A 12,768-nucleotide genomic window follows, 5' to 3' on the forward strand; every position below is an offset into this window, starting at 1 on the left:
TAGGTTTACACAGTCCGGAGTTTTGGATGCTATCGCTATTTACCCTTGCCGCCATTGGCCTCTATCTGATTGCCAGCCAGTGGCAAATGAAGCAGTTCGCGACTCAACAAGGCGGACCGCGCAACCGCATACAGGCTTTTGGTTTCATCGCCGTCATTTTTCAACTGATCGCGACTTTACAGATCATTTCGGGCGGATTTGGCTTAAACCTCAGCTTCTTTGTTGCCGGCTCGATGATCTCGATCGCCGTGGTCGTTCTTCTGCTATTGGGTAGCCTACGTCATAAGCTCGACAATCTGTTTATGTGGGTCTTTCCAATGGCCGCCATCACTCTGGCTCTGGCCTATGCTTTCCCTGGCGAAGGGACCAAATCAAGCTACAGCGCTGGACTGCTAAGCCACATTCTGTTGTCTATTATCTCCTACAGCCTGTTCACGCTTGCCGCACTGCAAGCTCTGTTGCTCTCTAAGCAGGAGCATGCTCTGAAAAGCCATAAGACCAGAGGCTTACTGAATACCCTGCCACCACTGCAGGTGATGGAGAACCTACTGTTTGATTTGATTACTGCGGGTCAGGTGGTACTGACGCTGGCGTTGATAACGGGTTACGTCTACACCGATGATCTGTTTGCACAACACCTCGCTCACAAAACGCTACTATCCCTTAGCGCCTGGGTTGTCTTCACTATTCTGCTAACAGGACGTGCGATGTTTGGCTGGCGTAGCCGCACGGCTCTGCGCTGGACACTCAGCGGTTTTGTCTTGCTGATGCTCGGCTTCTTTGGTTCAAAGGCCGTTCTAGAGCTAATACTTGGGGCTTAATTGGGTTGACACCCACGCCCCATCTACACAAAATGAGCTTCCGTTAACAATATAGGCATTTCCCCTTGGAAGACGCGTCGATAAGCTCGCTCTCAATTCTTCTGTTTATTCTGATCCTCTGTTCTGCATTTTTCTCTAGTTCAGAAACTGGCATGATGTCGCTCAATCGCTACCGTTTGAAGCATTTAGCGAAGAATAACCACCTAGGTGCACGCAAAGCCGCCAAACTACTAGATCGCCCAGATCGTCTGATCGGCCTGATTTTGATAGGCAATAACTTCGTCAACATTCTCGCATCAGCCATCGCGACCGTCATTGCTGTTCGAATTTGGGGCGATGCAGGTATCGCCATTGCGACCGGTGCCTTGACGCTGGTCGTGCTGATTTTTGCGGAAGTGACGCCTAAGACACTGGCAGCCATGTATCCAGAGAAGGTGGCTTTTCCGGCCTCCTATGTTTTAGTACTGCTACTTAAAGTGTTTTACCCCTTAGTGTTTGCCGTCAACCTCATTACCAATGGGATTTTCCGCCTACTCGGTATCAAGACGACCGGGGAAGATGCCCATAACCTCAGCACCGAAGAGTTACGCACCATCGTGAACGAGTCAGGCGCTCTGATCCCTCAATCGAATCAATCGATGCTTTTGGGAGTTCTAGAGCTTGGTGAAGTGACCGTTAATGACATCATCATTCCACGCAACGAGGTAGAGGGCATCGATCTGGACCATGAGATGGACCAGATTCTTGAGCAGCTCTCTAAGACCAAACATACCCGCCTTCCGGTCTACCGTGGCGACATCAACCAGATCGTCGGCGTACTGCACATGCGCAATCTGGCCCAGTTGATTCAACAGGGCAAGGTCACCAAACCGGCCATTATGGCGGTGGTTCATGAGGCCTACTTTATTCCAGAGAGCACACCGCTGCAGACACAGCTCCTTAACTTTCAGAAAGAGAGCCGCCGCATCGGCGTCGTCGTTGATGAGTACGGTGATGTACAAGGCATTGTCACCCTGGAAGATATCTTAGAAGAGATCGTCGGCGAACTCTCTAACGATCAATCCGATATCCATGAAGACATCCACCAACAGGAAGATGGCAGCTACTTTATCGATGGCTCGGCTTATATTCGTGAGATCAATAAAGCACTGAATTGGGAGCTATCGACCGAAGGACCAAAAACGCTAAACGGTCTAATCACAGAACAGCTTGAATCTATTCCCGATGCTAACGTCTGTATCGAACTGAATGAGTACCGTTTAGAGACGCTACAAATCAGTGACAACCTGATTAAGACGGTTCGTGTCCAGCGTCTCGAGATCGAGAGTGACGCGGAGGAGTAGCCTCCCGCTCTCGAATCAACGCCCAGACTTCACGCTTCTTCTCGTTGGAGTAAGTACTCCAATAGGCGATCTCTAGACCTGAACGACGACAGGCAATACAGAGATCGTCCTCATCGAGAGCGCACACGCCCATGCAAGGATTGGGAATCGGTTTTTCTGAATCCATTAAGTTCGCTCTGGCCTCGGTCTGGTTTGAATCTGTGCATCAAAGGCACTGTTTAATAGCTCGGCAATGACCCAGGCGGTTAGCCCCCAGATCTCATAGCCTTGATAATCCCATGCTGGTGCATATCGAGTCCTACCGGATAGATCCATGAACTGATCAAATCGCGCGCGGCCCGGCTCCATAAAGAAGCTCAACGGTACTCGAAAAACGGCTTCGATCTCATCGGGATTAGGTTGCTCGACCACCGTATGCGGCACAACACCGACCCAGGGAACCACTTTGAGGCGATGCTTAGAGAGCACATCACTTAAAGCGCCCAAGGGCCTAACCTGTGAGGGTTCAATACCCAGCTCTTCATGGGTCTCACGCAAAGCCGTAGCAAGAATATCCTGATCCTCAGGATCTCTGCGACCGCCTGGAAAAGCCACCTCACCAGCATGACTCGACAGCCTGCTGTGCCGCAAGGTCAGTATCACCTCTGGTACCGCTAGATCGGTGATTAGCATCATCACACCCGCCTGCTGATCAGACGAATAGTGGTCAGATAGCTGCCAAGGCTTGTAGTGAGTCAGGGTTTGCTCTATTTTCGAAATCATTAGTTTAATCATACACCGAATAGAAGAAAGCTACGCAAAAGATAGGAGATTCGATGAAGTTCTGCAGCGAGTGTGCCACACCAGTTGAATGGACCATTCCAGAGGGTGACCACCTTCCCAGACACGTCTGCCCCAACTGCGAGACGATCTTCTACTCCAACCCCAGAATCATCGCCGGCTGCCTACCCATCTGGGAAGACAAAGTGTTGATGTGTCGTCGCAACATCGAACCACGCAAAAACTATTGGACCCTACCGGCAGGCTTTATGGAGAATGGTGAGACGACTGAACAGGGTGCCATGCGTGAGACTTGGGAGGAGGCTGAAGCGGAAGTCGATATTATCTCGCTCTACACTCATACCTCCATTGTGCATGTGAATCAGCTGCAGCTATTCTTCCTAGCCAAGATGCGCACCCCAAGCTTTTCAACGACGTCAGAATCCAATGAGGTCGCACTGTTTAGCGAAGATGAGATCCCCTGGGATGAGATCGCCTTCCCAACGGTCAGCAACGCACTTCGTCTGTTCTTTAAAGAGAGAAACTCCGGCGGGCCGTTTAACTTCCACAGAATCAGTATCGATCGCCACAACGAGCAGAACAATGCATCGACCACCCAACATGAGATTCACATTTAATGCCAGTGTTAAAAGAGAGCAAAGCGGCCAAAGCCTTCCAACGCAAACTGCTGATCGCTTGGTGTATTGATCAGCACCCAGGCAACCTCACCCACCTACAGAAACTCACGGGCATGCCAAGACGGACACTGCAGGATGCCATTAAAGATCTGGATGATCTGTCGATCGAGTGTTCATTTCAACAAACTGAAGGGGCTTTGAATAACCAGGGCGTCTACCGCATTGATCAGTGGGGCTGTATTGATCCAGACTGGGTTAACCAGAATATTGAATCAATCGCGGAATCCTTAGAGATAAAGCTTCAGCTCGACTACTGATTCGCCGTCGCCGCCAAATCGAGAAGCGGCGAAGCGTCGATCGCCTCAGCATCCATCATCTGAGCAAGATCCTGCAGGGTATTAACGACCTGGAATCGCTTCGCTTCAGATAACTTAGAAAAGCGCTCTTCAAAACGCTCATGCAGAAGTGGTGGAACGGAACCAAGGGTAGAAGCACCCTCTTCGGTCAGACGCGCATTTACTTTACGCTTATCGGTCACTGAACGAACACGCACCGCTAAACCGCGCTGCTCTAAGCGGTTTAAAATAGTCGTTACCGTCGCCTGACTCAGTGAAACGCTTTCCGACAGCGTCTTAACAGTCACATCACCCAGATCCCCAATTGCACGCAACACCATTACCTGCGGAATGGTGAGGCCACAGCTCTTCGCAATACGCTTTGATTGAATATCCGTCGCACGAATAATCTTACGCAGAGCAATGAGTACATCTTGTGATTGCTGAATGTCTGTCATGTAAAGCCTGTCATTGAGATAAGTAGCACGATTAACAACCTGCTGAGCGGGCGCATTTATAGCCCATCCCCTTTTCATCATCAATCACTATTTAAATAATTACAACTATAATTATTTGAACTCTAATAATTAGACCTGTTAGGATGTTCATCACGACAGGTTAATAACCTAATAAGAAACTGAAAACGAATGGGAACAGACACATGAAAAAACAGATTCTTGCTGCATCACTGCTAGCCGCTAGCTCAACTGCATTTGCAGGTTCACACGCGTCTTGTGGTGACGTTCAGATTGCCGACATGAACTGGGCATCAGCAACATTTATCGCCAACGTTGACCGCTTCATCCTAGAGCACGCATTTGGCTGTAACGCTGAAGTTGTTCCTGGCGACACCGTTCCGACTTCAACGTCAATGATTGAGAAACAGCAGCCAGACATCGCACCTGAGCTTTGGACTAACTCTTTCAAAGAGGGTCTAGAGAAAGCGGTAGCAGAAGGCAAACTATCGGTTGCTGGCAAAGTCTTCAGCGATGGCGGTGAAGAGGGCTTCTGGGTACCTAAATACATGGTTGAGAAGGATCCAAGCCTTGCAACAATCGAGGGTATCAAAGCAAACGCAGCACTGTTCCCACACCCAGAAGATGATTCAAAAGCAGGTTTCGTAGGCTGTCCTTCTGGTTGGGGCTGTCAGATCACTGCAGGCAACCTTCACAAAGCACTTAACCTAGCCGATGCTAACTTTGAACTGGTTGATCCAGGTTCTGCAGCAGGCCTAGACGGTTCGATTGCACGTGCATACGAGCGCGGCCAAGGTTGGTTCGGTTACTACTGGGCACCAACAGCGATTCTTGGTAAGTACGAGATGGTTAAAGTGGACTTCGGTTCAGGTGTTGATGAGCAGCATTTCATCGACTGTATCTACAAAGCAGACTGTCAGGATCCAAAACCGTCTATGTACCCTGAATCACCTGTCTACACATACACAACTGCTGAGTTCTCTAATCGCGCTCCAGCAGCAGCTGAGTACCTAGCTAACCGTTCTTTCACAAACCCACAGCTTAACAGCCTTCTAGCGTGGATGGATGAGAACCAAGCAGATGGTGAGTACGCAGCTGAGTACTTCCTAACCGAGCACGCAGACATTTGGAAAACGTGGCTAACAGCTGATCAAGCGGCTAAGGTTGAAGGCGCTCTTTAATCCTTAACAACTGCGTTATACTCACGCCTCGCTTTGAATAAAAGCGAGGCGTTTCTGTGTAATAACAAGAGGTATCTATGGCAGAGAAATCCTGGTTAACGGATATTCCTGAGATGGACCGAAGCTCACTACTGCAGCTTCGCAAAACGATGGACGGTGCATATCGTGACTTTTCACGTGAATATGGCGACTCTATCGAAGCATTTTTTGATCCGCTTCTTACCTTCTTAATCTGGTTTGAAAAACTCCTACTCAACAGCCCTTGGTGGTTGGTTCTGGGTGTCATTGCTGGTCTTGCCTATGCTGCAAGTCGCTCAGCTAAACTGACGATCGGCGTTGCTGTATCCCTGGTTGTGGTTGGCTACTTTGGCATGTGGGACGACACCATGCGGACCATGAGTATCATCACCGTCTGCACACTGATCTCTATTGTATTGGGTATCCCAATCGGCATTGCCATGGCGCGATCTAACCGCGTGCAATCCACTGTCACTCCGATGCTCGATATCATGCAGACCATGCCAGCCTTCGTCTACCTGATCCCGGTCGTTATGCTTCTGGGTATTGGCCGTATCCCTGGCGTGATCGCGGTAGTGATCTATGCTATCCCGCCTGTAATTCGCTTAACCAATTTGGGTATTCGCCTGGTTGATAAAGAGGTACTTGAAGCAGCGACGGCCTATGGTGCTAACCCACGTCAGCGTCTTTTAGGTGTTCAGCTGCCGTTGGCGATGCCGACAATTATGGCGGGCATCAACCAGACCATCATGATGGCGCTCGCCATGGTCGTTATTGCCTCTATGATCGGTGTAAAAGGCCTTGGGCAACCGGTACTTAAATCGATCACCAACCAATACTTCACCATCGGTCTTCTGAATGGTTTAGCCATCGTTGTACTTGCGATCATCTTTGACCGCGTTTCACAGGCATACGGAAAGCGCACTCAGGCGCACCTAGGAGGTGGCCATGAGTAATTCAGACGTATTGATTCAGGTTAAAGACCTTTACAAAGTCTTTGGCGACAAACCAGAAAGCGTTATGCCGATGGTTAAAGCGGGTAAAAGCAAGGATGAGATCCTAGCGGAAACTGGCCACACCGTCGGTCTTAAAGAGATCGATCTCGAAATCAATCGCGGTGAGATCTTTGTCATCATGGGCCTATCCGGCTCAGGCAAATCAACACTGATTCGCCACTTCAACCGCCTAATTGAACCGACTGCGGGTGAGATCATTGTTGAAGGCACCGACGTCATGAAACTCAACACTAAGGAGCTTGAACAGTTCCGTCGTCACAAGATGTCGATGGTGTTTCAACGCTTCGGTTTGATGCCTCACTACACAGTACTCGATAACGTCGCATACGGGCTTAAAATCCAAGGTGTCGACAAGTCAGTTCGTGAGCAGAAAGCGGTTGAGTGGTTAGAGACGGTTGGTCTGAAAGGCTATGAAGAGCAGTACCCAAACCAGCTATCGGGTGGTCAGCAACAGCGTGTTGGTCTTGCTCGCGCACTCTGTACTGATGCTGAAATCCTCTTGATGGATGAAGCCTTCTCGGCACTGGATCCTCTGATCCGTTCAGAGATGCAGGATCAACTGATTGAACTGCAACACAAGCTCAATAAGACCATCATCTTCATCACGCACGATTTGGACGAAGCACTACGCCTAGGTGATCGTATCGCGATTCTTAAAGATGGCCTGCTGGTCCAGCAAGGTGAGCCAGAAGAGATTCTACTTAACCCTGCCGATGAATACGTAGAAGCGTTCGTTAAGGATGTGAACCGTGCCCGCGCATTGACGGTAGAGACTGTTATGAAGGAGCCGGAACACCGTATTACAGCTGAAACCATCGGTGAAGCGCTGAAAGAGATGAAGAGAGGCGCTTACGATTACGGTCACGTGGTGGACGATTCAGGTAGCTACCAAGGCACCGTCACTCAAGAATGGCTTGAAGAGGAAGCTAAGGGCGGTAATGCAGATTCCACTTGGGAAGAAGCCGATCTAACCGAGACAACGACCATCACCTCTGATGCAGTACTTGAAACGGTTATCCCGGAGACGCTTGAAGCGGATCACCCAATCCCTGTTGTGGATGAGGAGGGCCAGCTGCAAGGTGAGCTATCTCGCTCAAGCTTGGCGGAAGTACTGGTCGACTCTTCTGAAACAGAGTCAGAATCTGTAGAGAATCAAAAGGTTTAACAAGCCCATTGATACAGACACAAAAAAGCCAGCTCATGTAGCTGGCTTTTTTTCGCCCTGAATAAAACAGGGCCCGTGTGAGTAACTCGACACGGGCCCATAAAAGGAACAACAACATGAAGATAATATCAGAGAGAGGTAGGAAAAGTACAGTCCTCAACTCTCTGGAGCGGGCTTAACGAAGCTCTAAAACATCCTGCATATCGAACAAACCTGCACCCTTGCCTGACAACCAACCTGCTGCTCGTACAGCGCCTTTTGCAAAGGTCATACGGCTAGACGCTTTGTGGGTAATTTCGATTCTTTCGCCCTCTGTGGCAAAGAGTACAGTGTGATCACCGACCACATCACCGGCACGAATGGTCTCGAAACCGATCTCTTTTTCAGGGCGCGCACCGGTCTGACCTTCACGACCGTAGACCGCACACTCTTTCAGATCACGTCCCAGTGCATCGGCAACCACTTCACCCATACGCAATGCTGTGCCTGATGGCGCATCCACCTTATGACGGTGGTGTGCTTCGATCACTTCGATGTCGTAACCACCATCGTCACCCAGTGCTTTGGCAGCCACTTCAAGCAGTTTGAAACAGAGGTTTACGCCAACAGACATGTTCGGTGCAAAGACAATGGAGATAGACTCACCGCCCTCTGCCAACTTCGCCTTCTGCGACTCGTTTAACCCCGTCGTACCAATCACCATCGACTTACCAGCCGCTTTACAGATCTCAAGATTAGCAAGAGTCGACTCTGGGCTAGTAAAGTCGATCAACACATCAAAATCGTCTGTCACAGTCTCCAACGAGCCAGTAATTGCGACACCCAGACGACCCACGCCTGCCAACTCACCTGCATCGGCACCGATCAAAGAACTATCAGGAAGCACAATGGCTGCGCCTAGGGTCACACCCTCTGCCGCGTCTACAGCTTCGATCAATGTTTTCCCCATGCGCCCTGCGGCACCCGTGATGGCAATACGTGTCATCTCTTTTTCCTTAACTAAAAATCTATTCGTCAGTGACACTCAGCCCTTGGTCCATATCCAAGGCTGGCATATCACTCATTAGGCAACCCACCACTTTGGCAGGGACACCCGCTACCGTCGTATGCGCCTCTACAGGCTCTAAAACCACACTACCTGCACCCACTTTGGCACCTTGGCCTACTTCGATGTTGCCAAGAATCTTAGCACCAGCGCCAATCAAAACCCCAGCACGGATTTTCGGATGTCGATCGCCCGACTCCTTACCGGTACCCCCTAGGGTCACTGATTGCAGTATCGAGACGTCATTCTCAATGACACAAGTTTCACCGATAACAATGCCTGTTGCGTGGTCAAACATTACACCCTGACCGATGTTAGCAGCGGGGTGAATATCAACCTGCAGGGTTGAGCTCATGCGACTCTGTAGATAGTTTGCCAAGGATTGACGCCCTTGACGCCACATATAGTTAGCCACTCGATAGGATTGAAGCGCGTGATACCCTTTTAAGTACAACAGTACCGTGCTGTAGTCACGGATTGCAGGGTCACGCGTGTAGACGGCAAGGAGATCGGCACAGGCAGCTTCGATCAGTTTAGGGTCCGCTTCATAAGCGACCTCAAAGATCTCACGCATCGCCACGGCCGGCACCACATCATCCGACAGCTTTTCAGCCAACAGATAAGAGAGTGCCGAACGCAAGGTCGGATGGCTGTTTATCGTCGTATGATAGAAACTCGACAGAAGCGGCTCGTTAGCACTTAATGTACTCGCCTCACTCTGAAGTGCTTGCCATACCTCTGCAACCGCCTGATCACCCATAACTTAGGTCATATCCTCAAAGAATTTTTTTACTGAATCAAAGAAGCCGTGCTTCTTCGGTCCATGTTTCTGGTGCTCTTCCGTAGAGTCACGGAACTCTTCTAGCAACTCTTTCTGACGTGAAGTGAGGCTGACCGGAGTTTCAACAACCGCGCGAACCATCAAATCACCCAACGCGCCACCGCGCACTGGCTTCACACCCTTGCCTCTCAGACGGAACATTTTGCCAGTCTGTGTCTCGGCCGGGATCTTCAGTTTAACCTGACCATCCAGTGTTGGCACGTTTAGTTCACCGCCCAACGCCGCATCGACAAAGCTGATCGGCACTTCACAGTAGAGATTGGCACCGTCGCGTTCAAAAATTGGGTGATCTTTAACACTCACTTGAACATAGAGATCGCCTGAAGGGCCGCCGTGGGCTCCTGCTTCGCCCTCGCCAGATAGACGAATACGATCACCGGTATCAACACCCGCTGGGATCTTAACTTCCAATGTCTTGGTCTTCTGCGTGCGGCCCTGGCCGTGACAGACATTACAAGGATCAGAGATCACTTTGCCTTCGCCATGACAGGTTGGACAGGTCTGCTGAACCGCAAAGAAACCTTGCTGCATACGGACCTGACCGGCACCACCACAGGTACCACAGGTCTTAGCCGTAGTACCCTTCTTAGCACCGCTACCATCACAGGTTTCACAAGAGACGTAGGTTGGAACTTTTAGCGTCTTTTCACAACCGCGAACGGCCTCTTCAAGACTCAAATCGAGGTTGTAACGCAGATCGGCACCGCGACGCACGCTGGAACGACCGCGACCACGACCACCGCTGCCGCCACCGAACATGTCGCCAAAGACATCGCCAAAGATATCTGAGAAGCCACCTTCAAAGCCACCGCCCATGCCGCCTTGGCCACCCAAGCCAGCATGACCATACTGATCGTAGGCCGCTTTCTTCTGCGCATCGGACAACACTTCATACGCTTCACTGATCTCTTTAAACTTGAGTTCAGCCGCCTCGTCATCCGGGTTGCGGTCAGGGTGATACTTCATCGCTAAGCGACGGTAAGCCTTTTTGATGTCACGGTCAGATGCATCACGAGAGACACCTAAGAGTTCATAATAATCTTGCTTGCTCATACTGCGTGTAAACCTGTAATTACGCTATCGTGAATATGACAACGCGGGAGTAAAGACCCCCGCGCTGACACACGATTTTGTGAGAGTCTTAACTCTCGTTATTGCTTGCTAAGCTTACTTCTTGTCGTCTTTGACTTCTTCAAACTCAGCATCAACAACGTCATCGCCTGCATCGCGAGCCGCTTCAGCTTCAGCGCCTTGGCCAGCTTCTGCTTGTTGTGCAGCCTCTGCATACATCTTCTGAGCAACACCCGAAACCGCTTCTGTTAGCGCTTCAGTTTTTGCTGTGATCTCTGCAGTGTCAGAGCCTTTCAACGCCTCTTCAAGTGCAGTGATGGCTGCTTCGATGTTCGATTTCTCTTCATCAGAAGCCTTATCACCCGCATCTTCTAGCGTCTTACGTGCTGTGTGAACCATGGCATCACCTTGGTTACGAGCTGCCGTTAGCTCCTCAAATTTCTTATCTTCTTCAGCGTGCGCTTCGGCATCCTGAACCATCTTCTCGACTTCGTCATCGCTTAGACCAGAAGAGGCTTTAATAACGATCGACTGCTCTTTGCCAGTCGCCTGGTCTTTAGCAGAAACGTTTAGGATACCGTTAGCATCGATGTCGAAGGTCACTTCGATCTGTGGCATGCCACGTGGTGCTGGTGGGATATCGGCAAGGTCGAAACGGCCCAGCGACTTGTTCTGAGTCGCTTGCTTACGCTCACCCTGAACAACGTGAATGGTTACCGCTGTCTGGTTGTCTTCCGCTGTCGAGAAGGTCTGCGACTTACGCGTAGGGATCGTCGTGTTCTTGTCGATCAGTGGTGTCGCAACGCCACCCATTGTTTCGATACCTAGAGTCAGTGGTGTTACGTCGAGTAGAAGAACGTCTTTCACATCACCTGACAGTACCGCACCCTGAAGCGCAGCACCCATCGCTACCGCTTCGTCTGGGTTAACGTCTTTACGTGGCTCTTTACCGAAGAACTCAGCCACTTTCGCCTGCACCATTGGCATACGAGTCTGACCACCGACGAGGATAACGTCGTCGATTTCAGAAGCGGATAGGCCAGCATCTTGCAGTGCAATGCGACATGGCTCAAGTGAACGTTGTACAAGATCTTCAACCAGTGACTCTAGCTTCGAACGAGACAGTTTAACGTTCAAGTGTTTAGGACCTGTTGCATCCGCAGTGATGTAAGGCAGGTTAACGTCAGTAGACTGTGCCGATGAAAGCTCAACTTTCGCTTTCTCACCCGCCTCTTTTAGACGCTGTAGCGCTAGCGGATCGTTGTGTAGATCGATGCCAGACTCTTTCTTAAACTCGTCTGCTAGGTAGTTGATAACCGCAAGGTCGAAGTCTTCACCACCTAGGAATGTATCACCGTTGGTTGCAAGTACTTCAAACTGGTGCTCGCCATCAACGTCTGCAATTTCGATGATCGAGATATCGAAAGTACCACCACCTAGGTCGTACACTGCAATCGTGCGATCACCGGCTGCTTTATCCATGCCGTATGCAAGTGCTGCAGCGGTTGGCTCGTTGATGATACGTTTAACTTCTAGGCCTGCGATACGACCCGCATCTTTTGTTGCTTGACGCTGAGAGTCGTTGAAGTAAGCAGGAACCGTGATAACCGCTTCCGTTACCGATTCGCCTAGGTAATCTTCAGCAGTCTTCTTCATCTTCTTAAGAACTTCTGCAGAGATCTGAGGCGGTGCTAGCTTCTCGCCTTTTACCTCAACCCACGCATCGCCATTGTCCGCTTTAGCGATGTTGTAAGGCACCATTTTGATGTCTTTCTGTACAACATCGTCTTCAAAACGACGACCGATTAGACGCTTGATCGCAAATAGAGTGTTGTCTGGGTTAGTAACTGCCTGACGTTTCGCCGACTGACCAACCAGAGTTTCGCCTTCTGCTGAGTAGGCAATGATCGACGGAGTGGTGCGATCGCCTTCAGCGTTCTCAATAACTTTAGTTTTATCGCCTTCAAGTACTGCTACACACGAGTTGGTAGTACCTAGGTCAATACCGATGATTTTACCCATGTTTAAATCTCCTAATGACACCGCGTTGGGTGCTTAA

The 12,768-nt window shown here is 50.2% G+C and carries 14 protein-coding genes; 7 read left to right on the forward strand and 7 right to left on the reverse strand.

Going from position 1 to position 12,768, the window contains the following annotated elements; translation table 11 throughout:
* The first annotated feature begins 26 nt into the window (after positions 1–26).
* Together XMD530_RS02360 and XMD530_RS02365 are read left to right on the forward strand one after the other, a co-directional pair.
* Positions 27–821, forward strand: coding sequence for an inner membrane protein YpjD (locus tag XMD530_RS02360; protein ID WP_173506668.1), 795 nt, complete (start codon positions 27–29; stop codon positions 819–821).
* A 65-nt stretch (positions 822–886) separates the two neighbouring features.
* Positions 887–2,164 carry an HlyC/CorC family transporter gene (locus XMD530_RS02365; protein ID WP_173498467.1) on the forward strand — a complete coding sequence of 426 codons (1,278 nt, stop codon included), beginning with the start codon at positions 887–889 and terminating at the stop codon, positions 2,162–2,164.
* On the opposite strand, the gene XMD530_RS02370 is transcribed toward XMD530_RS02365, so the two are convergent.
* Together XMD530_RS02370 and XMD530_RS02375 are read right to left on the reverse strand one after the other, a co-directional pair.
* Positions 2,112–2,330 carry a DUF1289 domain-containing protein gene (locus XMD530_RS02370; RefSeq protein WP_173480210.1) on the reverse strand — a complete coding sequence of 73 codons (219 nt, stop codon included), beginning with the start codon at positions 2,328–2,330 and terminating at the stop codon, positions 2,112–2,114. The genes XMD530_RS02365 and XMD530_RS02370 overlap by 53 nt on opposite strands.
* Positions 2,330–2,926: a CoA pyrophosphatase gene (locus XMD530_RS02375; protein ID WP_173498466.1), complete on the reverse strand. Its 597-nt coding sequence runs from the start codon at positions 2,924–2,926 to the stop codon at positions 2,330–2,332. Before XMD530_RS02375 ends, XMD530_RS02370 begins: the two co-directional genes overlap by 1 nt.
* A gap of 53 nt (positions 2,927–2,979) precedes the next feature.
* On the opposite strand from XMD530_RS02375, the gene XMD530_RS02380 reads away from it, so the two are divergent.
* The gene (locus tag XMD530_RS02380) at positions 2,980–3,561 is read left to right on the forward strand and encodes an NUDIX hydrolase (RefSeq protein WP_173498465.1); all 582 of its coding nucleotides are present in this window, start codon (positions 2,980–2,982) and stop codon (positions 3,559–3,561) included.
* The gene (locus XMD530_RS02385) at positions 3,561–3,878 is read left to right on the forward strand and encodes a helix-turn-helix domain-containing protein (RefSeq protein WP_173480207.1); all 318 of its coding nucleotides are present in this window, start codon (positions 3,561–3,563) and stop codon (positions 3,876–3,878) included. The genes XMD530_RS02380 and XMD530_RS02385 overlap by 1 nt, the downstream gene beginning before the upstream one ends.
* Here the strand turns inward: XMD530_RS02385 and XMD530_RS02390 are convergent.
* The gene (locus XMD530_RS02390) at positions 3,872–4,354 is read right to left on the reverse strand and encodes a MarR family winged helix-turn-helix transcriptional regulator (RefSeq protein WP_173480206.1); all 483 of its coding nucleotides are present in this window, start codon (positions 4,352–4,354) and stop codon (positions 3,872–3,874) included. The two genes, XMD530_RS02385 and XMD530_RS02390, sit on opposite strands and share 7 nt — an antisense overlap.
* A gap of 203 nt (positions 4,355–4,557) precedes the next feature.
* Between XMD530_RS02390 and XMD530_RS02395 the strand changes: the two genes are divergently transcribed.
* The 3 genes from XMD530_RS02395 (at position 4,558) to XMD530_RS02405 (ending at position 7,752) form a co-directional block, all read left to right on the forward strand.
* Positions 4,558–5,553, forward strand: a complete 996-nt coding sequence (locus tag XMD530_RS02395) for an ABC transporter substrate-binding protein (protein ID WP_173482988.1) — start codon at positions 4,558–4,560, stop codon at positions 5,551–5,553.
* A 77-nt stretch (positions 5,554–5,630) separates the two neighbouring features.
* On the forward strand, positions 5,631–6,527 hold the full coding sequence (locus tag XMD530_RS02400) for a proline/glycine betaine ABC transporter permease (protein ID WP_173482989.1): 897 nt from the start codon (positions 5,631–5,633) through the stop codon (positions 6,525–6,527).
* A complete protein-coding gene (locus XMD530_RS02405) occupies positions 6,520–7,752 on the forward strand; it encodes a glycine betaine/L-proline ABC transporter ATP-binding protein (protein ID WP_173494986.1) in 1,233 nt (410 codons plus the stop codon). Before XMD530_RS02400 ends, XMD530_RS02405 begins: the two co-directional genes overlap by 8 nt.
* Positions 7,753–7,927: 175 nt before the next feature.
* Here XMD530_RS02405 and dapB read toward each other — a convergent pair whose 3' ends face one another.
* From dapB to dnaK, 4 genes are all read right to left on the reverse strand, one after another.
* A complete protein-coding gene (gene dapB, locus XMD530_RS02410; RefSeq protein WP_173482666.1) occupies positions 7,928–8,737 on the reverse strand; it encodes a 4-hydroxy-tetrahydrodipicolinate reductase in 810 nt (269 codons plus the stop codon).
* A gap of 22 nt (positions 8,738–8,759) precedes the next feature.
* On the reverse strand, positions 8,760–9,557 hold the full coding sequence (gene cysE, locus XMD530_RS02415; RefSeq protein WP_173494985.1) for a serine O-acetyltransferase: 798 nt from the start codon (positions 9,555–9,557) through the stop codon (positions 8,760–8,762).
* A gap of 3 nt (positions 9,558–9,560) precedes the next feature.
* Positions 9,561–10,691 (reverse strand): molecular chaperone DnaJ, encoded by a 1,131-nt coding sequence (gene dnaJ / locus XMD530_RS02420; protein WP_173494984.1) that lies wholly within the window; start codon positions 10,689–10,691, stop codon positions 9,561–9,563.
* Between the two features lie 114 nt (positions 10,692–10,805).
* Positions 10,806–12,731 carry a molecular chaperone DnaK gene (dnaK, locus tag XMD530_RS02425; RefSeq protein ID WP_173489029.1) on the reverse strand — a complete coding sequence of 642 codons (1,926 nt, stop codon included), beginning with the start codon at positions 12,729–12,731 and terminating at the stop codon, positions 10,806–10,808.
* Positions 12,732–12,768 lie beyond the last annotated feature (37 nt).

The sequence above is a fragment of the Marinobacterium sp. xm-d-530 genome, assembly GCF_013283365.1.
Classification (GTDB): domain Bacteria; phylum Pseudomonadota; class Gammaproteobacteria; order Pseudomonadales; family Balneatricaceae; genus Marinobacterium_E.